The sequence below is a fragment of the Streptomyces sp. HUAS MS02 genome, from assembly GCF_055702265.1.
In genome coordinates, this window is sequence record NZ_CM146747.1 from 4,713,674 (window position 1) to 4,735,747 (window position 22,074).

The 22,074-nt window shown below is 73.6% G+C and carries 10 protein-coding genes; 6 read left to right on the top strand and 4 right to left on the bottom strand.

Annotation, left to right across the window (positions count from 1 at the left end; genetic code table 11):
- The first annotated feature begins 209 nt into the window (after positions 1-209).
- The 3 genes from ACZ9QC_RS20225 (at position 210) to ACZ9QC_RS20235 (ending at position 14,856) form a co-directional block, all read left to right on the top strand.
- Complete coding sequence (locus ACZ9QC_RS20225) at positions 210-956, top strand: hypothetical protein (protein ID WP_472921409.1); 747 nt, start codon at positions 210-212, stop codon at positions 954-956.
- A gap of 172 nt (positions 957-1,128) precedes the next feature.
- Positions 1,129-1,701: an AMIN-like domain-containing (lipo)protein gene (locus ACZ9QC_RS20230; protein ID WP_472921410.1), complete on the top strand. Its 573-nt coding sequence runs from the start codon at positions 1,129-1,131 to the stop codon at positions 1,699-1,701.
- Between the two features lie 132 nt (positions 1,702-1,833).
- Complete coding sequence (locus tag ACZ9QC_RS20235; protein WP_472921411.1) at positions 1,834-14,856, top strand: amino acid adenylation domain-containing protein; 13,023 nt, start codon at positions 1,834-1,836, stop codon at positions 14,854-14,856.
- Here ACZ9QC_RS20235 and ACZ9QC_RS20240 read toward each other — a convergent pair.
- A complete protein-coding gene (locus ACZ9QC_RS20240; RefSeq protein ID WP_472921412.1) occupies positions 14,836-15,567 on the bottom strand; it encodes an AAA family ATPase in 732 nt (243 codons plus the stop codon). The two genes, ACZ9QC_RS20235 and ACZ9QC_RS20240, sit on opposite strands and share 21 nt — an antisense overlap.
- A 146-nt stretch (positions 15,568-15,713) precedes the next feature.
- Positions 15,714-17,537, bottom strand: coding sequence for a lysyl oxidase family protein (locus ACZ9QC_RS20245; protein WP_472921413.1), 1,824 nt, complete (start codon positions 17,535-17,537; stop codon positions 15,714-15,716).
- Positions 17,538-17,957: 420 nt separating this feature from the next.
- Here ACZ9QC_RS20245 and ACZ9QC_RS20250 point away from each other — a divergent pair, with 420 nt between their 5' ends.
- A complete protein-coding gene (locus tag ACZ9QC_RS20250; RefSeq protein ID WP_472921414.1) occupies positions 17,958-19,022 on the top strand; it encodes an SCO2400 family protein in 1,065 nt (354 codons plus the stop codon).
- Between the two features lie 89 nt (positions 19,023-19,111).
- Here the strand turns inward: ACZ9QC_RS20250 and ACZ9QC_RS20255 are convergent, their stop codons facing one another.
- Positions 19,112-19,585, bottom strand: a complete 474-nt coding sequence (locus ACZ9QC_RS20255) for a MarR family winged helix-turn-helix transcriptional regulator (protein WP_472921415.1) — start codon at positions 19,583-19,585, stop codon at positions 19,112-19,114.
- A gap of 169 nt (positions 19,586-19,754) precedes the next feature.
- Between ACZ9QC_RS20255 and ACZ9QC_RS20260 the strand changes: the two genes are divergently transcribed.
- The gene (locus ACZ9QC_RS20260; protein WP_472921416.1) at positions 19,755-21,020 is read left to right on the top strand and encodes a cytochrome P450; all 1,266 of its coding nucleotides are present in this window, start codon (positions 19,755-19,757) and stop codon (positions 21,018-21,020) included.
- 13 nt (positions 21,021-21,033) lie between these two features.
- Positions 21,034-21,243, top strand: a complete 210-nt coding sequence (locus ACZ9QC_RS20265) for a ferredoxin (RefSeq protein ID WP_472921417.1) — start codon at positions 21,034-21,036, stop codon at positions 21,241-21,243.
- A gap of 19 nt (positions 21,244-21,262) precedes the next feature.
- Here ACZ9QC_RS20265 and ACZ9QC_RS20270 read toward each other — a convergent pair whose 3' ends face one another.
- Complete coding sequence (locus tag ACZ9QC_RS20270; RefSeq protein WP_472921418.1) at positions 21,263-21,958, bottom strand: TetR/AcrR family transcriptional regulator; 696 nt, start codon at positions 21,956-21,958, stop codon at positions 21,263-21,265.
- Positions 21,959-22,074: the final 116 nt, after the last annotated feature.

A 22,074-nucleotide genomic window follows, 5' to 3' on the forward strand; every position in this document is an offset into this window, starting at 1 on the left:
CACAGTAATTCCACAGTCACTCCCGCTGCCGTCTCCGGCGTCGGCCGGGGAGGTCAACAGCGCGCCACACAAACACATTTGACGTCCATTCAGAATCCGTACGGGGCACGGGCGCCGCCGCGCGCGCCGTGACCAAGATCTGATGAACGTCGTTGGGCCGCTGCAACCCCAGGATGTCCGGCCCGACCCCAGCAGGCGCCATGTTCGAGATGTTCCAGGCAGTCAAGACGTTGATCAAGACGTTCGTCGAGCAGTACGCGCGCAACCAGCAGCTCAAACGGGATCTGCTGGCGCAGCGTGGTGAGCAGGAGCGGCGCTGGCGGGAGGAGGACCGGGTGGTGCTGCGGGCCGCCCTCGCCGCGAACCGGGTGGCCCTCGAAGAGCACAACGACACCCTCCGCCGGGCGGCCGGCGTCTCGTACCTCACCCTGCGCTGCCACGAGGACACCTGGACGTTCCTGGCCCGCACGGCGTTCGGTGTCTGGGAGCCCGCCTGGACGCAGAGCACCCGCGACCCCTACGACCGCGTCGGCCCGACCGCGACCAGGGCGGCCCACTTCACCGCGAACCCCAACCTGCCGCCGGGCCGCATCACCAAGGCGGACGGCGGCATGCAGGACGTCCAGCTGTCCGGGCACAACCTGGTCCACGTCCTCGACGCGCTCCACGACGCGACCACCTCGGAGCTGACCGCGACCGGAGCGCGCGCCCGGACCCTGTACGACCGGCTGGCCTCCTTCACCGCCAAACTCGACCCGGCGGCCCCCACCGGCCGCACCACCGGCATCCTCTGGCGGATCGACGACAGTCTGCACAGCCAGTACGTGAGCCGCCCGTCCGGCCCGGGCCCCGGCCGCCCGACCGCCGCGCCCCTCCTCCACAAGGTCCCCTCCCCCACCCCGGCGGCCCGCCGCCGCCACCCGGAGCGCAGCGGTTCGCCCGTGGCGCAGAAGTAGGGCCGGGAGAGACGGGAGAGAGCTGGGCGCGGGCCCGGAGGGGGAGCGGAGCTCGCCGCGGTCGCGGTCCCGGGAACGCTTCCGTGGGATCGGAGTACAACCTTCCGGCATATCCGGTCGTCTCATCAGATAACAGCGCTACCGCAGCGTTGTGCGAACAAGGGGGGACGACATGCGACGAATCGGAGCCGCGATTCTGGCGCTCGCGCTCGCGGGGACGGCGATCGGGACGGCGGCGGCCACCGCGAGTGCCGCGCCCGGGGGTGCCGCGCGAGCCGCCGCGGCCTGCCCGACGGGCTGGGGCAGTGGCGTCAAGGGCAGCCCCGACAGCGGTGCCGTGCCGCTGACGGACATCAGGACCGGCCGGCACGACTGCTTCGACCGCATCGTGTTCGACGTGCCCGACGGCGGTGACCGCGTCGGCTACTGGGTCCACTACGTCGACCGGCTCCACCAGGTCGGCTCCGGCGACCCGATCCCGGTGACCGGCGGAGCCATCCTGGAGATACGGGTCGCCGCGCCGAGCTACGACCCCGAGACGGGCGGGGTCGTCTACCCGGGCAAGGTCGCCAAGCCCCTTCCCGGGGTGAACCTGACCGGCTACCGCACCTTCCGTGACACCCGCTTCGCCGGCAGCTTCGAGGGCGAGACCCAGATCGGCGTCGGCGTCCGCGCCCGGCTGCCGTTCCGGGTGCTCCAACTCCCCGACCGCCTCGTGGTGGACGTGGCCCACAGCTGGACGTAGGGGCAGAGCGGAGGACGACCTCGGGGTCGGCGGTCCCGGCGTGCCGGGACGCCGGCCCCGACCGGCCGCCGCTCCCCGCCACCGGCCCGGACGGCTTGTAGTGTCCGCACGGTGGAGAGATCGAAAGAACGTGTGAACGACGGTGCGAACCCGACGCTGCTGGACGTGTTGCTCCAAGCGGCGCGGGAGACCCCCGAGCAGACCGTCGTGCACGTCCGGGGGGACGGCGGCGAGCACACGGTCACCTTCGCCGAACTCCGCGACGACGCCTTGCGCGTGGCCGGCGGCCTGCTCGCGGCGGGCGTGACCCCGGGCACCCCCCTGCCGCTGGTCGCCGACCGGGGCGACACCTTCCAGCCCCTGTTCTGGGGCGCGGTGGCGGCGGGGGCCGTTCCCGTCCCCCTCGCGGCGGAGCCCCGCCGGATCGGCCCGGTGTGGGAACTCCTCGACAGACCTCCCGTGCTGACGGACGACACAACGACGGCCACGGTTCGCCAACTCGACTCTTCCATACGGGTGTTGCGGCTGGACGAGCTGCGGCAGGGCCACCCTCCCCGGGACCTCCCGCGCCCCGCCCCCGACGACATCGCCTTCCTCCAGTTCTCCTCCGGCAGCACGGGCACCCCCAAGGGCGTGCGGCTGACCCACGCCGGGGTCCTCGCCAACCTCCGCCAGATCCGCGCCGCGATGGCGATCACCTCGGACGACGTGATCGCGACCTGGATGCCGTACTTCCACGACATGGGGCTCATCGGCACGCACCTGGTCCCCATGGCCGCGCGCGTGCAGCAGATCCGGATCGAACCGCTGTCCTTCGCGAAGCGACCCGCCCTGTGGTTCGAGGCGGTCGACCGCCACCGCGCGACCCTCCTGTCGGCCGCGAACTTCGCCCTCGCCCTCGCCGTCCGCCGCGTCCCGGCCGCCGCGCTCGCCCGGTTCGACCTCAGCTGCGTACGCCTGCTGCTCGTCGGCGCCGAACCCATCGCCCCCCGCGTCTGGCGGGAGTTCACGGCCCTCACGGTCCCCGCCGGGCTCGACCCGCGCGCCCCGCTCCCGGTGTACGGCCTGGCCGAGGCGACCCTCGCGGTGACCGTACCGCCGCTGGGCGAGACCGCGACGCCGCTGGTGCTGGACCGGGCCGCGCTGAGTGCCGGGCGGGTGGTGGACACCCGACCCGGGGAGCACGCGGTGGAGTTGATGGACCTCGGTCGGCCCGTGGCCGCGTGCGAGGTCCGGATCACCGACGACAGCGGGGCCCCGGCGGGCGAGAAGCGGGTCGGACATGTGGAGGTACGGGGCCCGCAGGTGGGCCGCGGATACCACCGGGCGCCCGAGGCGAGCGCGGCGGCGTTCGGGGACGACGGCTGGCTGCGCACCGGCGACCTCGGGTTCCTGCGGGACGGGCGGTTGTGCGTCACCGGGCGCCACAAGGACGTCGTGTTCGCCAACGGCCGGACGTTCCACGCGGCCGACCTGGAGGAGACGGTCGCCGCGACGCCGGGACTGCCGCCCGGGGCCGTGGCCGTCGTGGGGTCCACCGACCCGGACGGCGGGGGTGAGCGGGTCGTCGCGTTCGTGCAGTGGGCCCGGCCCGAGCGGTCCACCGCCGCCCGGGTGCTCCGCGCCGCGGCCGGCCGGCTGCGGGAGGCCCTCGGGCACGACGACGTACGGGTGCTGCCGCTGCCGCCGGGGGCGTTCGCGCGGACGACCAGCGGGAAGCTGCGGCGGGGAGTGCTGCGGGAGAGGTTCGAGGCCGGGGAGTACGCGGCGGTCGAGGGACAGTGGGTCGGCACGACGGCGGTCGAGGGGCAGTGCGTCGGCACGGCGGCGGTCGAGGGACAGTGCGTCGGCACGACGGCGGTCGAGGGGCAGTGCGTCGGCACGGCGGCGGTGGTGGACAGCTCCGCGGAGGAAGGGGGCGGAGGTGCTCCCCGTTCACTGCGTGAGGTCCAGGAGGCCGTACGAGCGCTGTGGGCGCGGGTGTTGGACCTGCCCGTGGCCGAAGTCGGACTGCGGGAACGGTTCTTCGACCTCGGGGGGTCCTCGCTCAAGGCGATGGCCGTGCTCGCCGGGTTGGAGGACGAGTTCGCGGTGACGGTGGAGCCGGGTGCTCTGCGGGACCACGACACGGTGGGGGCGTTGGCCGGGCTTGTGCTGGGGTTGTCGGGGGAGCGGGACGGGGCGGGACGAGGGCGCCCAGGAGCTCGGGGGGAAGCGTCCGTCGGGGGCGAGTGCGGGCACGTTGTGGCTGGTCGCGCCCACGCGGCGGAGCCGCATGTGTCACGGCACCGCGCCCCTGACGGGCCTGCGGCCCGTTCGGAGCGCGGTGCCCTCGCCGTTCTCTCCGTCGCCTGCCGGTTTCCCGGGGGTGGGACGCCCGAGGAATTCTGGGAGTTGCTCGCGACCGGCGGGGACACCGTCGGCGGGGACACGGGCGGCCGGCTGAGCGATCCCGGGGCCTTCGACGCCCGTTTCTTCGGGATGGACGACGCGGAGGCGCGGGCGACCGACCCGCAGGCGCGGATCTTCCTGGAGCTGGCGCACGAGGCGCTGGAGCGTGCCGGGTACGCGGGGCCCCGGCGGGCCGGCCGCAGGGTCGGTGTCTTCGCGGCGACCGGCGACAGCGGGTACCGCGAGATCCTCGCCGAGGCCGCCGACGGGGACCTCGCCCGCCACCCGTCCGCCCTCACCGGCAACCTGCCCAACCTGATCGCCGCCCGTGTCTCCCAGGTGCTGGACCTCGACGGCCCCGCACTGGCCGTCGACACGGCCTGCTCCTCCGCCCTCGTCGCCCTGCACCTGGCCCGGCGCAGCCTGCTGTCCGGCGAGTGCGACCTCGCGGTGGTCGGCGGCGTCAACCTGGGCCTGACCCCGACCGGCCACCGCCTCCTCGCGGCGACGGGCGCGGTCTCACCGACGGGCCGGTGCCGCGCGTTCGGCGCCGACGCGGACGGATTCGTCCCGGGGGAGGGCGGCGCGGCGCTGGTCCTCGCCCGCCTCGACGACGCCCGCACCGCCGACGACCCGGTTCTCGCGCTCGTACGCGGCACGGCCGTGAACAACGACGGCCGCTCGCTGGGCCTGCTCGCGCCGACCCCGCGCGGGCAGCGCGAGGTGATCGGCCGGGCGTACGAGGAGTGCGGTGTCGATCCGGCCGACGTGTCGTACGTGGAGGCGCACGGCACGGGAACGCCGATCGGCGACCCGGTCGAGGCGCGGTCGCTCGGGCAGGTGTTCCCGCCCCGCGCCGACGGGGTCCCGCGACGGCTCGGCTCGGTGAAGACGAACGTCGGTCACCTGCTCAACGCGGCCGGGATGCCCGCGCTGGTCAAGGTCGCCCTCGCGCTCGCGCACCGCCGGCTCCCGCCGTCCCTGCATGTCACCACCCCCGCCCCGTTCCTCGCCGACACCGCCCCCGGGTTCCGCCTCGTCACCGAAGAGGAGGAGTGGACCGGCGCGGACGGCCGTCCCCTGATCGCCGGCGTCAACAGCTTCGGCTTCGGCGGCACCAACGCCCACGCGATCCTGGAGGAGGCGCCCCGGAACCGGCGCGGGGGCGGGGCGACCCCGGCCGCCGAAGGCCCGCACCTGCTGACCCTGTCCGCCCGGACCGACGGGGCCCTGCGCGCCGCCGCGGCCGAGCTGGCCGCGCATCTGCGGGCCCACCCCGCACTGGACGAGGGCGACGTGTGCGCCACCGTCAACACCGCCCGCGACGAGGGACCGCACCGGCTGGCCCTGGTGGCGGAGGGCAACCTCGCGCAACGGCTCGAAGAGGCCGGGCGGTCGTGGGGGAAGGGCCCGGAAGGCGTCGCGGACCGTCCGGGTCGCGCAGTGACGGGGCTCGTTCGGGGACGGCCCCGGACCGTGTTCGTCCTGCCCGGGCAGGGGGCCCAACAGCCCGGGCTCGGGCGGGAGTTGTGGCGCTCGGCGCCCGTGTTCCGGGACCTTCTGGAGGAAGCCTCCTCACTCACCGGGCCGGTGTCCGGGCGCAGCCTGGCCGCCTGGTGTCTGGACGAGGACGCCGACCCCGAGACCCTGGCCCGGACGGAGGTGGCGCAGCCGCTGCTCGTCGCGTTCGGGGTGGCCCTGGCCGGGCAGTTGGCCGCGTGGGGTGTGGCGCCGGACGCGGTCGTGGGGCACAGCGTCGGCGAGATCACCGCCGCGTGCGTCGCCGGCGCCCTGCCGCCGGCCGAGGCGGTCGGTTTCGCCGCCGAACGCGGCCGCCTGATGGGCGGACTCACCACGACGCCGGGAGCCATGGCGGCCGTCAGGGGAGACGAGGAGACCGTCGCCGCCCTGGTCGCCGACTCCGACGGCACCCTCACCGTGGCCGCCGTCAACTCACCCACGCAGATCGTGCTGTCGGGTGCGTCCGAGGCCGTCGACCGTGCGGTGGCGACGCTCACCGCACGGGGCGTGGCCGCCCGGCGGCTCCGCGTCTCCCACGCCTTCCACTCCCCCTTGCTCAGCCCCGTGCTCGACCCCCTCCACAGCGCGGCGAAGGCCATGACCGTGCACCCGGCCACCGTTCCGATGCTGAGCACGGTCACCGGTCACTGGGCCCCCGACCTGACCCCCGACTCCGGCTACTGGCGCGACCACGCGATCCGCCCCGTCCGCTTCGGCCCCGCCGTCGCCCGGCTCCTCGACGAGGGCTACGACACGTTCGTCGAACTCGGCCCCGGCGCCACGCTCTCCGCCCCGATCCACGCGGTCACCGCCGCCCGCCCGGCCACCGCACGAGCCGAGGTGACGGTCCTGCCCGCCCTGGCCACCGGCGAAGGGCCGACGAGGACGACGAGGACGAGGGGAGCGGGTGCCCTGCTCGAAACGGTCGGCCGGCTCTGGACCCTGGGAACCCCGCTCTCCCCGACGTCCCCGGCCCGGGACACGACACGACGACGGGTCCCCGTGCCCCCGTATCCCTTCCAGCGCGAGCACCATTGGGCGCGACGACTCGACAGCGCGCCCGGAGCCGCGCCGCCGTCCGCGCCCGCGTCCGGAGCCGCGTCCGCATCCGGAGCGGCGTCCGCATCCGGGTTGGCGAGCGCAACCGGGTCGGCGCCCGCACCCGCACCCGCGAAGTCGGCCGCCCGGTCAGGCAGCCGGTCCGGCGGCGCGTCTGCCGCCGAGTCGGGCGCGGTGTCCTCCGGCGTGCGCGGTGCCTCCGCACCCCACGCGCACCTCCCCCTCCCCGACTCCCCGCCCACCCCACAGCCCCTCCTCTGGCGGGACGCCCCGCTGACCGCCGCCCCCGGCCCCCGAGCCGTACGCCTCGTCGGCGCCGACACCCCGCTGCGCCGTTCCCTCACCGACCGGCTCACCGGGCGCGGGGTGACGGTGCTGAGCCCGACGCCGACACCAGGACCGTACGAAGGCCCGGCGGAAGGCCAGACGGAAGGCGAGTCGGAAGGCCAGGCGGAAGGCCCGGAGGCGGTGCTGTGGTTCGCCGGTGAGTCCCCGAGCCCGGGGGCGGAGACCGACACGGCCGTCTCGGCCCTGCGCGAGGTGCTGGCGACGCTCGACACCCCCCTCACCAGGCCCACCCGTCTGCTGCTCGTCACCGAGAACGCGTACCGCACGGAGGTCGGCACGAGCACGAGCACGGGCACGGGCACGAGTTCGGGCACGGGCACCGACGCCTCCCCCCGCTCCCGTCCTCGCCCTCGCCCCCTCCCTCGCCCCGAACAGGCCCTCCTGCACGGCTTCGCCCTGGCCCTCGCGCAGGAACATCCGAACCTCACCTCGCTGAGCGTCGACGTGTCGGCCGAGGACGAGCTGGACGTCCAACTCTCCGCATTGGAGGCGGAGTTGCACGCCGACGCGGGCACAGCCGGCACCATCGCCTGGCGAACCGGCCGCCGCCTCACCCGCACGACAGCGACCCCCGCCCCCGCCCACTCTCCCCTCCCCACCACCACACCTCTCCCCGCGAACGGCACCTACCTGATCACCGGTGGCGCGGGCGGCCTCGGCTCCGCGCTCGCCCGCGACCTCGCGGAACGCGGCACGCCCACGCTCGTGCTGACCGGCCGTACCGTCACCCCGCCCCGCGCCCTGCTGGGCGAACTCCGCGCGCTCGGCGCCCTCGCCCGCTACCAGGCGGCCGACGTCACCGACGCCGACGCGGTCGACGACCTCGTGGCCGGTCTGCCGCCCCTGGACGCCGTGTTCCACGCGGCGGGCACGGCTCGCCCCGGCAGCCTGCGGGGCAAGCCGGACGACGAGATCGAGGCCGTACTCGCCGCGAAGGTGAGCGGGACGAGGCTGCTCGCCGAGGCGCTGCGGCGACACGGTCAGGAGGACGCCGTGTGCGTCGCCTTCTCGTCCGTCTCAGCCGTACTGCCCGGCCTGGCCGGCGCCCTCGGTGACTACGCCGCCGCGAACTCCTTCCTGGACGCCTTCGCCACCGCCGAACGCGCCGCCGGCCGCCCCTGGCAGAGCATCGCGTTCGGCCCGGTCGCCGACGCGGGAATGGCGAGCGGCACGCATTCGGCGCTCGCGCCACTGACCACCCGGGCAGCCCTGGCGGCCCTCCACAAGGCCCTCACCCTCGACACGCCCCACGTCCTGATAACAGCAACGAACACCCTGCTCCCGGCGCCCACGCCCCCGGCGAGTCCCGCAGGCGGTATGGAGGCCGCAGGCCCCATAGGGGCGCGGGGAACCACGCGACCAGCCACAATCCACCCGCAGCCGCCAACAACCAGCTCTCCCCGAGCTCTCAGGCGCCCACCCACCCCCACGCCCACGCCCACGCCCACGCCCACGCCCACGCCCACTGAAGTAACCACCGTCATACGCGGCCTCCTCGCCGACGCCCTGCACCGCCCCCCACAGGACATCGGCGACGACGAACCGTTCCTCACCCTCGGCCTCGATTCCCTCAGCGCCGTAGACCTCGCCCGCCGCCTCGAACGCGAACTCGACCGCCCCCTCCCCGCCACCCTCCTCTTCGAGCATCGCACCATCGCCGAACTGGCCACCCACCTGGCCACCACCCCGCCGACCCCCGCCCCGACCCCGACCCCCCAGCCGGCGCCCCGCCCCGCACCCCCGACCAACACGCCCCTCACCCCCCTCACGCCCCTCCCCCTCACCCCCCTCCAACTCGCCTTCCACACCACCGAAACCCTCCACGAGGGCATCACCGCCTACGGCTACGTACGGCAACGCATCAGCGGCCCTCTCGACACCACGCTCCTCGGCCGGGCCCTGGCCCACCTCTCCGCCCGCCACCCCATGCTGCGACTGCGGATCACCGACGACGGAGCCGCACGCCCGAGCCAGTACGCCGCCCCCGCAGGCCCCACCGACACGGCACCGCGCTGGTACGAGATCCAGGGCGCCCACCCGCACGGCCGCCCCCACGACCTACGACAGCTCGAACACGCCCTCTGCAACCGCCCGTTCGACCTGAGGACGGAGGACCCGGTACGAGCCGTCCTCGTCCACGACGGTGACAGGAACGGGGACAGGAACGGGGACGGGGACGGCGCACACCTCGCCCACCTGCTCCTGGTCGTCCACCACGCCGCGGCCGACGGCTTCAGCCTCAAGCTCATGGCCGAGGAACTCTGGTCGCTCTACACGGCGTTGACGCGCGGAGAACAGACGCCCCAACTCCCTTCACCCCAGGCCGAGTTCACCGACTACGCCGCCGCCCTGACCGCCGAACGCCAGTCCCCGGCGCACGAGGAGGACCTCGCCCACTGGCGCGCGCGCCTGGCGGAACACACGACCTCCTTCGCCTCCCCCTTCTCCCTCCCCTACGACGGAGACCCCGAGGCACCCCCGACCCCGCCCCTCACCCACCACCGCACCGACATCGACGAGGAGTTGACCGCCGCGCTCCGGGAGACGGCCGCGCGGCACGACGTGTCGCTGTTCCACCTGATGCTGGCGGTGTACGGCCGTTGTCTGGCCCGGTGGAGCGGACGCCGAACCGTCGCCGTCAACGTGGCACGGGCGCGACGGGAGGCGCCGATCGCCGGCATCGACCGTCTGGTGGGGCCGCTGGCCGACACCCTCCCGGTGTTCGTGGACATCGATCCCGCCGAGCCGGTCACCGCGCTCGCCGACCGGCTGCGCCGGGGCTGGCGGGAGGCCGAGGCCCACGCGACCCTGAGCAGCACGGACTTCGCCCGACTGCTGTCCGAGGTGCGCCCCACCACGGGCCCGGCCCCGCGCACCGCGGCCGAGGCGGGCTTCAGCTTCGCCCGCTTCCCGGTGGTCCACGGCCCCGACTGGCCCGTCACCGTCACCCCCACGGCCGCGGCCACCGCCTCCGCCGCCACCCGCCTCGGCCTCCTGTGCTGGGAGGCCGACGCCGCGCTGCGCCTGTCGTGGAACCACCCGGCCCACCTGTTCAGCCCCGAGACCGTACGACGCCTCGCCGACGACTACCTCACAGAACTACGGGCCGCCACCACGGCACTCCCCACCCCAGCGCTCCCCGCCCCGGCACTCCCGGACGCGGCCGACACAGGTGGCGGTGGCGGCATCGTGAACCGTCTCCGCGCCCAGTTCCGCGCCACCCCTCGGTCCGTGGCCGTGAGCGCCGCCGACGGCGGGATCACCCTCACCTACGCCGCCCTTGACGCCGCCTCCGCCGCCCTCGCCGCCCGCCTGCGCGCGCAGGGCGTACGCCCCGGCGACCTGGTCGGACTCCTCACGGAACCGGGTGGCACGTCCACGGTCACCGGAGTCGTCGGCATCCTGCGGGCGGGCGCCGGCTGGGTACCACTGGACGCCACCCACCCCGCCGCACGACACCGGGACCAGCTCTCCCGTACGGGAGTCCGCGTACTGGTCTGCGACCCGGCGACGCACGGCACGGCCACCACCCTGGACGACGTCACCCTCGTCCCCGTACCCACCCCCGCAGCCGAACCCGAAACCGAACCCGGCCCCGACCCCGCTTCCGACGCCACCTCCTCGCCCTCGCCCTCGCCCTCGCCCTCTCCCTCCCCCGACGCCATCGCCTACGTCATCTTCACCTCAGGCTCGACGGGCCGCCCCAAGGCCGTGCCCATCACCCACCGGTCGATGACGAACTACCTCGACTGGTCGCTGACGACCTTCGGCTACGGCCCCGGCGACCGGCTCGCCCAGACCGCGTCGGCCTGTTTCGACGCCTCCGTACGGCAGTTGCTGGCACCCCTGCTGGTCGGTGCCACCGTGCACACCCTCTCCCGCGACCTGCTGCGCGACCCCGAGGCGCTGCTCGACCGTGTCGTGGCGGACCGGATCACGGTGTGGAGCTCGGTCCCCACCCTGTGGGAACGCCTGCTCACCGCCGCCGAGGAACACGCCCGCCGGAACGGCGGCACAGCCCCGGACCTCTCCGCCCTGCGCTGGGTCCACGTAGGAGGCGAGGCCCTGCCCGCCGCCCACGTACGCCGCTGGTTCGACCTCCTGAACACCGCCGGCACCACCACCGACATCACCACCGTCGGAACCACCGACGACGGAACCCGCCCCCACCCCCGACCCCACCGGATCGCCAACCTCTACGGCCCCACCGAAACCACCATCAACGCCACCTGCCACATCATCGACACCCGCCCTGCGGACGACGTCCGCCACCTCCCCATCGGCCGCCCCATCGCCGGTACGGAACTGACCGTCGTCGGTGAGGACGGCCACGCGTGCGCCACCGGCGAACCCGGTGAACTCCTCATCGCCGGAACCGGCCTCACCCCCGGCTACCTGGGCGACCCCCACCTCACCGCCGCCGCCTTCACCGAACGGGACGGCCGCCGCTGGTACCGCAGCGGCGACCGCGTCCGCCGTACGGCCGACGGGGTACTGGAGTTCCTGGGACGGCTCGACGACCAGGTCAAGGTCCGGGGCCACCGCGTGGAACTCGGCGAGATCGAGGCCGCCCTGCTCACGCACCCCGGCCTCTCCCGCGCGGCCGTACTGCTGCGCGACGGTCGCCTGGAGGCTTATGTGGAGCCGAGGACCACCGCCACCCTCGACCCCCGCGAGGTGCGCGGCTTCCTCGCCCGCACCCTCCCCCCGTACATGCTCCCCGCCCGCGTCCACTCCCTCCCGGCGCTCCCGCTGACCGGCACGGGCAAGATCGACCGCAACCGCCTGGCTCCCCGTGGCGAGAGCACGCTCCCCGACCCTCGGCGCACACCGCCCGCGACGCCCACCGAGCGGCTGCTGGCGCGCATCTGGTCCGAGCTGCTGGAGACACCGGCGTCCGAGATCAGCCGCGAGGACGACTTCTTCACCCTCGGCGGCGACTCCATCACCGTGCTGGAACTGTTCTCGCGCCTCCGCCGCGAACGCCCCGCACTGCCACGCCCGACCGCCCTCTACACCCACCGCACGCTTTCGGCCCTGGCCACAGCCATCGACACCACCGAGATCACCGAGATCACCGAGACCACCGAGACCACCGAGACCACCGAGACCACCACATCGCCCGAGGCCCCCACCCCCTCCATCCCCACCCCCTCACCCCTCACGCCCTACCCCCTCACCCCCTCCCAACAGGGCTTCCTCCTCGCCGACGCGCTCGCGTCCGGCTCAGGAGCCGGCACCGGCGCGGGCGCCGCCCCCGGCCCCAACCCCGCCTGGCTGGCCCGCTTCCGTATCCACGGCGCCCTGGACCCCGACCTGTTCCAACGGGCCGTCGACGTCCTCATGGCCCGGCACCCCATGCTCCGCACCGTGTTCCCGGCCGGTGCGCGCCCACCCGTGCAGCAGGAACTCCCCGCCTCGCTACGGCTTCCCGTCGAGACGGAGACCCTGGCCCACCCCGGCCTGCTGGAGGAACGGACGGCGGAGGAGGCGAGCCGCCGCTTCGAACCATGGGCCTGGCCCCTGTTGCGGCTGCGCCTCTTCACGGTCGCGCCGGACGAACACGTCCTCCTCGTCCACGCCCACCACCTCATCGGCGACGGCTACAGCGCGGCTCTCCTCACCCGCGAACTCCTCACCGTGTACGGCCGTTTCGAGCGCGGTCTCCCCCACGGTCTGGAGCCCCTCGCCTCCACCTTCCGCGACCACGTCCTCCGCCGAACCGCACCGGAACCGGCACCCACCCCGGACCCTGCACCGGCACCGGCACCGGCGGAGGACCCGGCGTCCGAGGACTACCGCGCCCGCCACCACGCCCCGTACACCCCACCCGTACTGCGTGCCCACCCCGACGGGAGCACCCCCGCCTTCCACACCACCACCGTCACCCTCGACGCCGACCGCACCCGGGCCCTGCGCCACCTCGCCCGGACGGCGGGCACCACGCTCCACGCCCCCGTCCTCACCGCGTACTACCGCGCCCTCACCACCCTCACCGGCCGCCGCGACCTGGTCCTCGGCCTGGCCGTCACCGGCCGGGACGGGACCACCGACGACGCCCACCGCGTCTTCGGCCCGTTCGCGGAGGCCGTGGCGCTGCGCCCGGTGTCACCGTCCGACGACGCCCGCCCCGTCCCGGGCTTCGACGAGGACCTCCGCCGTGTCACCGCCGAGACGATCGCGGCCCGCGCCACCGGCCCCCTGGACCTCCGTACGCCCCAAGGGCTGCCCCGTACCGCCCAGTTCTTCTTCACGTTCCTGGACTTCAGCTCCCTCGGCACACCGGCCGACACCACGCTGTCGCTCCGGGCCGACGACAGCGACACCGAACTCGCGCCGCCGCCGGTGGGCACCGATGTCTTCCTGGCCGTACGCCCCTCCCCGGACGGCGAGGGTCTGAGCATCACGGCGCGCGCGTCGTCGAAGGCCGTGACCGCCGATGAACTCGCCTGTTTCACAAGGGAGTTGAGGGGAGAACTGGAAGGACCCGGCCACCGCGACAACGCCCTGGACGCGGCCCTCATCGGCTACCTCCCTCCCCCTCATCAGCTGGCCGCCTTCGCCGGGCTCCCGGCGCACGCGGTCCCCGGCCGTGAACAGCTCCGCGCCCTCCTCTTCCCGGACGGCAGCCCCCGAGTCCTGGAGAGCGTCACCACCCCCCTCGGCAGATCAGGCTTCGTCTCCCTCCCCCTCTTCGCGGACGAACTGACCGCCCCGACCATGCCCACCGCCCCGACCACCCCGACCGCCCCGACTACCCCGACCGCCCCGAGCACCCTGGCCGCCCTGACCGCCCGCGCCGTGGACCACGCCGCGTCCCTCGGCGCGCGCTGCGTCTCCCTGGCCGGCATGATCCCGTCCCTCACCGGCTACGGCTACGACGTCCTCCGCGAACTCTCGGCCACGCCCACATCCACACCCACGCCCCCGACCACACCGACCGCCCCGCCACCCACCGCCCCGACCACCCTCACCACCGGCCACGCGGCGACCACCGTCGCCGTGGTGAAGACCGTCCACGCCGCCCTCCGGGCGACCGACCGCGACCTGGCCGACCTGACCCTCGCCGTCGTCGGCCTCGGTTCCATCGGCACGTCGTCCCTGCGTCTGCTGCTCTCCCTCAGCCCCCACCCACCGGCCCGCGTCCTGCTCTGCGACGTCCCCGGCAGCGCCCCCCGCCTCCACCACCTGGCGGCGGAGCTGTCGGCGGACCACCCCGCGACGGCCGTACGGGTCGTCGAGTCGACCGACCCCCGGGCCCTGCCCGTCGAGGTCTACGAGACGTCCGACCTGATCGTCACGGCGGTCAGCGGCGGCCCGACGGCCCTGCTGGACGTGGACCGGCTGCGCCCCGGCACCATCGTCGTGGACGACTCCTTCCCGCACTGCTTCGACACCGCGCGGGCCCTGGAGCGGATGAGACGCGACCAGGACGTACTGATCGTGGGAGGCGGCCTGCTGGCCCTGGACTCCACCGAGACCCACCTGTCACCGGATCTCCCGGCCGCCGCCCTCACCGGCCACGCCGCCGCCCGCACCCAGCACCACCTGACGGTCCACCTCCCCGGCACCCTCGCCTCCTGCCGGCTGGAGTCCCTCCTGCACGCCCATCTCACCCGCCCCGGACCCGGCGCCGCCCCGGGCACCCGTACGGAGCTCCCCTTGATCCACGGGCTGGTCGACCTCCCCCGCGCCCTCGCCCACTGGCACGCCGCCGAGGCCGCCGGAGTCCGGGCGGCGCCCCTCCACCTCCTCGACCACACGATCCCGCCGGAGACCCTGAACGCCCTGAGCTCCCTCGGCGCCCTGCGCCGATCAGCCGAGGACGTGCCGTAGATAGGCCGTCGGGTCGGCGAGATAGCGGCGCCAGTGGTCGACCAGGGCCAGTTCGTCCCAGGGGACGCGGCGCATGCCGTGGTCGCCGACCTCGATGATGTCCGCGCCGGGGAGCGCGGTCAGCAGCGGCGAGTGGGTGGCGCAGATGACCTGCCCGCCGTTCTTCACCACCTGGTCGATGTGGCCGAGGAGTTCGAGGCATGAGGTGAACGACAGCGCCGCCTCGGGCTCGTCCATCACATACAGGCCGGGCTGGAGGAACTTCCCCCGGAACGCCGCGAGGAAGCCCTCGCCGTGGCTGACCGAGTCGGGGGCGAAGCCTTCCCGGTCCAGCGCGTCGAGCGCCGTCTCCGCGCGCAGGAAGAAGCCCTTGCGCGCGCTCCAGCTGCCGAGCATGCGGCGGCCGCGCGGGGCTGCGTCGAAGCGGACGCGTTCGCCGAGCACCGACTTGGGGCGGTGGGAGGCGTAGCGCCAGTCGTGCGAGCCGCCCCAGGAGTCCAGGCCGAAGCCCTCGGCGAGGGCCTCGACGAGGGTCGACTTCCCCGAGCCGTTCTCCCCGACCAGGAAGGTCACCGGCGCGGTGAAGCGCAGACCGTCCGCCAGGAGTCCGCGCACACAGGGCACCGACCAGGGCCATTCCCCGTGGTCCGCCGCTGCCCCACCCCGCTCGTCGCTCGACTCCAGATGCGCGTACGCACGTTCGATAATCACCGTCCGAGTCTCCCACGCGGGGCGCGGAACATCCCGGAAGACGGCCGCCGCGCACGACGAAACCCCCAGGCCCGGGTGGGCCTGGGGGTTCGTGCCGCCGTGGGCGGCGCGGCCGCTGTTACTTGGTGTCGATTACTTGGCGTCGATCACTTGGCGTCGATCAGGCCGAGCGGCGGGACCTGGACCGTGCGGGCGCCCTCGGTGCCGCCGAGGATCACCTTGCGCAGGGCGATGTTGTTCTTGTGGTTGGCCTCCTGGAGACGGTTCTCCGGGTTGGCGATGACCTGGATGTAGTACGTGCCGTTCGGCAGGTCCGTGATGTCGAAGGACTGGCCGGGACGGTACTGGGTGTACGTGTCGCCGGAGCCGACGTCCAGGACCTCACGGACGTTGATGGCGTCCTCGGAACCGCACGCGGTGGACAGGTCGGTGTTCTCCGGGTGCCAGTTGGCGTTCTTCACCGTGTAGTCGATGGCGTCGGTGTTGGCCAGGCAGAACGCCTCCTTGCCGGAGCGCACCTCCTTGGTCTGGTCCTCGCTGAGCAGGCGGTAGCTGGCGAAGTCCGTGAAGTGCCAGTGCTCGTGGCCCTCGCGCGGGTCCCACTCCATGGTGCCGGCGGGCGCGTAGCCGACCTGCTTGCCCTTGGCGTCGTAGAAGTACTGGTACGAGTCCATCAGGTCCGCGCCCGGCTTACGGAAGCCGTCGACGACGAGGGGCGCGGGGCCGGCGTTCCAGACGTTGGCGCTGAAGGCCAGGTATTCCTTGCCGGGAGCGTCGCCGTCCTCGCCGTCGGTGATGGCGATGTCCCAGGCGGGCAGCGACCGCAGGTCGGGCTTGGGGATGTTCGCCGGGGCGCCCGCCTTGCCGGTGGGACGCTTGGGCGCGGCCTGCAGCGCGGGGGCGATGCGGGAGCCGTCGGTGTGGCCCTTGCCGTCGCCCAGATGCTTCGCCAGGCCCCGGTCGACAAGGGCGTAGGGGAGCTCGGGCGGCGTCGGCGCGTCGGCGCCGCGCGGGCCGTAGTGGTGGTTGTCCGGGGCGGGCTGTCCGGCCGGGGCGGACCCCGTGTCGTGGCCGGAGCCGTGACCCGATCCGTGACCGCCGTGGTGGGCGGAGGACGACGAGGACTTCGACGGGGCCATGCCGGCGCCGCCGCCCTCGCCGCCTTCCTCGGAGCGCTCCTCGCGCACCGTCACCTTGATGGTCGGCCGGTCATCGGGGATGCCGAACGCGTCGCGGTACTTCTTCGCGACCCCGACCTGGGCGGTGTACTCACCGGCCGGCAGGTCCACCGTTCTGTCGTAGTTCCAGCTGGTGGTGTTGGTGGCCCAGCCCTTCTCGACGCCCCACACCGAGCCCAGTGTCCACGGGTTGGTGGAACAGCTCTGCGGATAGTGGTTGGTGGAGGGGGCGTCCGGACGGATCCGGCCCGAGGCGTTGTTCGGGCAGAAGGTGCCCTCGGTCTTCACGACCTCCTCCCCGGCCGCGTTCTTGACCGACATCTCCAGGAAGCCCGTCAGCCCGGAGAAGTCGTCGACGAGCCCCTTCGGGAGCGTCTTCGTCGTGGTCTTCTTGCCGTCGCGCAGGATCTGCTTGGCGACGATCGGGTCCTTGTACGACTTCCGCGTCACCTGGAACTCCAGGGGCGCGTTGTCGACCGAGACGTACGTCCCGAGCTGCAGTTGGACGCCGTTGTCCCACTCGTAGCGGGTCAGCGTCACGGATTTCGACGCGGCGATCAGCTTGAGCTGCGGCTTCCCGGACTTCGCGGCGGGCGCGGCACCGGCGCCGGGGGCCGCCCCGGCCACGGCGGCGACGACGGTGAGCGACGCCAGGGCGGCGAGGGCCGGGCGCTTCAGGCGACGGCGGCGGCCCTGACCGCCGGTCGGGCCGGTCGAGTCCGCCGCAGCGGTCGCACCGGCCGCGTCGGTCGGGTCGGTCGGACTGGAGGGGCTGGTCATCTGGCTGGTCATCGATTCCTCGTCTGCGAGTGCCCTGGTCAGGGGCATCGGACTGGACAGCCCACGGTCGACGGCCGATCCGCGGCCCGCCGTGCGGATGCGCCCCCACGCACCCCGGGCCGACCACGCTCGATCCGCTCTTCCTGTGAGCAATCTGAGAGATTGGTAAATGCGGTGCCAGGGTTGCCTGTTGGGAGGGAATTTCACGGAAGGTGTGGTGAGCACGGCTCAAACACACGCCCGCATATCCCTGCGGAACCGGCCCCAAGTCATCCGGGAATCCACGCAGGAGCATCACACAGCCTGCACACAGCTCTGAGAATGCCTCGTTAGCGTTGCTCACCGCTCGATCCGTTCGATCCCACGTGCGAACGTGAGGTGACCGGGCCGCGGCCCTGCGGGTCGACGGCATGCCAACACAGGAAGAGCTCGATGGACTACTGCTCCTCATGCCGCCGACATCTCAACGGCGCCCTCGTGTGCCCGGGTTGCGGCGCCTACGCGCCCGACATAGCCCCGGCCACGATCGACAGCCGTGTCGACCCGTCCCGCCCCACCGGGACGACGACCGCGCCGCTGATGATCCCGCTGCCGCCGACGACACCGGCGGCAGCGGTGCTTCCGGCGCCGACGTGGGAGTACGGCGGATACGCGGGGGACGGATTCGCCGACGACGGCGATGCCGGTGACCTGAATGGTGTGGACAGCGCGCACGGTGTCAACGGCGTCGACGGTGCGGACGGTGTCGACGATGTGGACGATGTGGACGTCGAGGGTGTTCCCGTGGCGCCGCGAGGGCGGGCCGCGCGGCGGCGTCAGTTGGCGCGGTGGAAGAAGAACCAGCGCCGGGCCGTCGTCGCGACCGCCGTCGCGCTGGTCGGCGGCGGTCTGACCGTCATGAGCATGGACCGGCAGTCCACCGACCGCACCCAGGCGGCCACCGCCCCGGACGCCGAGGGCCTCGGCTCCGTCGAGGAACAGGGCTCGCAGCGCGGCCGTACGTCGGCGACGGAGACCGACGACGCCAGGCGCACCCCGGACGCCTCCACCCCGTGGACCCCGTCCGGCGACACCGCGCGCGACCGCTCCACCGCCAGCCGGTCGAGCTCCCGCGCCGAGCAGCCGAATTCCGCCCGTACGGACTCGGGCACGCCGTCGGCCCAGGGGGCGCGGACCGGCACCTCCGGCGCAGGCAGGTCCGCCGCGGACGACGCCACCCCGTCGGACGGGACGACCACACCGCCCTCCACCGGCGACTCCGGCTCCTCGGAAGCGGGCACGGGCACGGGCGCGGGGTCGGGGTCGGGTTCCGGCTCGGACACGGGCAACGGCACCGGAGGCGGCACCGGCACCGGTTCGGAAGCCGGAAGCGGCTCGGACACGGGCTCGGACGCGGGCTCCGGTTCGGGCACGGGCGGGTCGGACGGTTCGAACTCCGACACGGCGACCACGTCCCCTTCGGGCCTCTGCCTGCTCGGGATCGTCTGCGTGAACTGAACCCCGCGCGCACCCACCCACACCCTTACACGCACGTCCGACGGCCGAGGCCGAGGGCCGGAGCCGGGGGCCGACCGCTACCGAGCGGTTCAGCCCTCGGCCATCGGACGTGGCCAAGAACGCCCGCTGACACGTTCGATGTCGGTGTTGAACTGCTCCAGGTCGGCGACGAAGCGCCGGAGGCGTTCGGCCGGCCAGTCGGCGATGACGCCGGTGAGACCGGTGACGAACTCCTCCCGTTGCGCGGCGAGGCGCTCCGACCCCTTGTCGGTGATCCGGAACTTGCGGGCCACTCCCCCGTCGGGGTCGAGGGTCCGCTCCACCAGCCCCTCCCGCAGGAGCGCCGAGGTCTGCCGGGTGAACGTGGACGCGTTGAACCCGAACGCCTCCACGAAGTCCGGGATGGACATGGGCCCTTGGGCCTCAAGCCTGGTGAGCAGGACGTAGGCGCTGCGGTCCAGCGCACCGCCGTCGCGGACGCCGCGGGGCGTCGACGTCTCGCGGTTGCGCGTCAGGATCAGCAGCTCCCGCTCGATACGCTCCCCCGCCTCTCGGGCATCCACCGGTCGTCTCCTCCTGGCTGTCCGGCCTCCATGGGCCCCTCACCCTACGTCGAAATTGCGCCATGCATAGACAGTGCATGATGCACCATTGATGCACGATGCACTATCCGTGTAGCGTGCATGCGCAAGAGCACGTCCATCTCCCCCTCCCCCACCAGGAGATGCCGACATGAGCAAGGTCGAAACGAGCGAAGCCACAACAGACCCCGGCCGTGACGAGGTGATCCGGCTGCCGATGCGCAGCGACGGCCCGCTGGACCCGCCCGCCACCTGGGAGCGGCTGCGCGCCCGTTGCCCCGTGGCCACGGTCGAGCTGCCGAGCGGCGACCGGGCGAAGTTCCTGAGCCGCTACGAGGACGTCCGCGCCCTCCTCTCCGACCCCCGCTTCTCGCGCCCGCGCGCCGGCGACGACACCGCGCGGCTCTCCGCCGACGGCTCCGGTGGCGTCGCGGCCGACGCGGCCCCGGAGTACACGCTGGCGATCCCCGAGAACGGCGAGCAACACCTGCGCTGGCGGCGCCAGGTGGGCCGGTACTTCACCGCGAAACGCATGGCGGCCCTGCGCCCGGGCATGGCGCGGATCGCCGAGTCCCTGCTCGACGAGATGATCGGGCGCGGGCAGCCGGCCGACCTGAAGGCGGCCCTGGGCTTCCCGCTCCCGGTCTACATCATCTGCGACCTGCTCGGTGCGCCGGCCGAGGACCGCGACCGCTTCTCGCACTGGTCGGACGCGTTCCTGAACGTCAGCCGCTTCTCGAAGGAGGAGACCCGGGCGGCGTTCACGGAGTTCGCGGACTACATGTCCACCCTGGTCGCGGCGAAGCGTGCCGCACCGGGCGAGGATCTGCTCAGCACGCTGATCGTGGAGAGCGCCGCGCTGCCGGAGGAGGAACGGCTCACGGAGGCCGAACTCCTGGCCACCGGGATGGGGTTGCTGGTGGCCGGGCACGAGACCACCGCGAACATGATCGGCAAGATGGTCGCACTGCTGCTGGCGGACCGGAGCCGCTGGGAGCAGTTGCTCGCCGACCCCTCCCTCGTGCGTACGGCGGTGGAGGAGGTACTGCGCTTCGACGCCAACCTCGGCGCGTTCGGGATGCGACGCTATCTGAGCGAGGACGTGGACCTCGGCGGGGAGTCGCTGCCGGGCGGCACCACGGTGTTCTGCGGGATGTCCTCCGCCAACCGGGACGACCGGGTCTTCGCCTCGCCCGACGAGATGGACCTGACCCGCAGCCCCAACCCCCACCTCACGTTCGGCGCGGGCCCCCACTCCTGCCTCGGCCAGGCCCTGGCACGCACGGAACTGCAGGTGGTCCTCGAAGTCCTCCTCCGCACCCTCCCGACCCTCGAACTGGCCGTCCCCGCAGCCGAGTTGCACAGGGTCGAGGGCCTCCTGGTCGGCGGCCTGCGCGAGGTCCCGGTCCGCTGGTGACGGAGGCATCCCCATGAAGGTCCACGTCGACGAGACGAAATGCTGCGGCGCCGGCCAGTGCGTCCTCATCGCCCCCGGGGTCTTCGACCAACGCGACGAGGACGGCGTCGTCGTACTCCTCGATCCGACACCCGCCGCACCCCACCACCCGCCCGTCCGCGAGGCGGCGGCGGTCTGCCCGGCGGCGGCGATCACCCTCGAAGAGGAGGAACGTGAGGAGTAGATCCAGGGCCTGGTCCCCTCTACCCCTTGGGCGCCCGATGGGGCCCCAACTCGGCCAGCACGTCGGCGAGTTGAGCGGCGTCCAAGGCTGGCTCGGGCAGGGTCGGCGATGACCGGGGGTCCGTGGGCCCCGGTGGGCGCAGGCCGTCGAGGAGGAGGGTGAGAGGGCGGCGCCAGGCGTCGGGGGTCGTGACGGCGGTGAGGGCGGGGACGGCGCGGCCGAGGGCGGCGAGGGCGAAGAGGACGTCCTCGGTGGTGACATCGGCCCGGACCGTGCCCTCCTCACGGCCGCGCCGCAGCAGGGACTCGATGGTTCGCCGATTGTGCTCGTGGACGTCCTCCAGGGTGTCCACGCCCGGTACGCGCGTGGTCATGAGGTCGTTCGTGCCCCGGTCGGCGGCGAGTGTGCCGAAGACCGCGCCGAGGTACTCGGTCAGCCCGGTCCAGGCGTCCGGCGCGTCGCGGACCCGGTCCCCGACGGCCATCGTGCCCGTGAGCTGGTCGTGGAAGACGGCGTCGATGAGGGCGGCGCGGCTGGGGAAGTGCCGGTACAGCGTCGCGTTCCCGACGCCGGCCCTGCGGGCGATCACATCGAGCGGCGCTTCGAGCCCCTGCTCGGTGAACACCTCGTGAGCCGCGGCCACCAGCAACTCCCGGTTCCGCCGCGCATCCCGCCGCCGCACCGGCGACGCCTCACGTCTTACCCCACCGCCCATCCCACTCCCACTCCCGCTCCTCCACACCACCCGACCACGCCCCCGCGAGACGGATCCTCGGCGCCGGAGCCCCGGCACCACATTCCCGGCACCGAATCCACGATGCTATCGCCGAG

Excerpts from the sequence above, each read along its gene's own strand:
- ACZ9QC_RS20225 (WP_472921409.1), top strand. The coding sequence starts at position 210 with ATGTTCCAGGCAGTCAAGACGTTGATCAAGACGTTCGTCGAGCAGTAC.
- ACZ9QC_RS20250 (WP_472921414.1), top strand. The coding sequence starts at position 17,958 with ATGGACTACTGCTCCTCATGCCGCCGACATCTCAACGGCGCCCTCGTG.
- ACZ9QC_RS20270 (WP_472921418.1), bottom strand. The coding sequence starts at position 21,958 with ATGGGCGGTGGGGTAAGACGTGAGGCGTCGCCGGTGCGGCGGCGGGAT.
- ACZ9QC_RS20245 (WP_472921413.1), bottom strand. The coding sequence starts at position 17,537 with ATGACCAGCCAGATGACCAGCCCCTCCAGTCCGACCGACCCGACCGAC.
- ACZ9QC_RS20260 (WP_472921416.1), top strand. The coding sequence starts at position 19,755 with ATGAGCAAGGTCGAAACGAGCGAAGCCACAACAGACCCCGGCCGTGAC.
- ACZ9QC_RS20230 (WP_472921410.1), top strand. The coding sequence starts at position 1,129 with ATGCGACGAATCGGAGCCGCGATTCTGGCGCTCGCGCTCGCGGGGACG.
- ACZ9QC_RS20265 (WP_472921417.1), top strand. The coding sequence starts at position 21,034 with ATGAAGGTCCACGTCGACGAGACGAAATGCTGCGGCGCCGGCCAGTGC.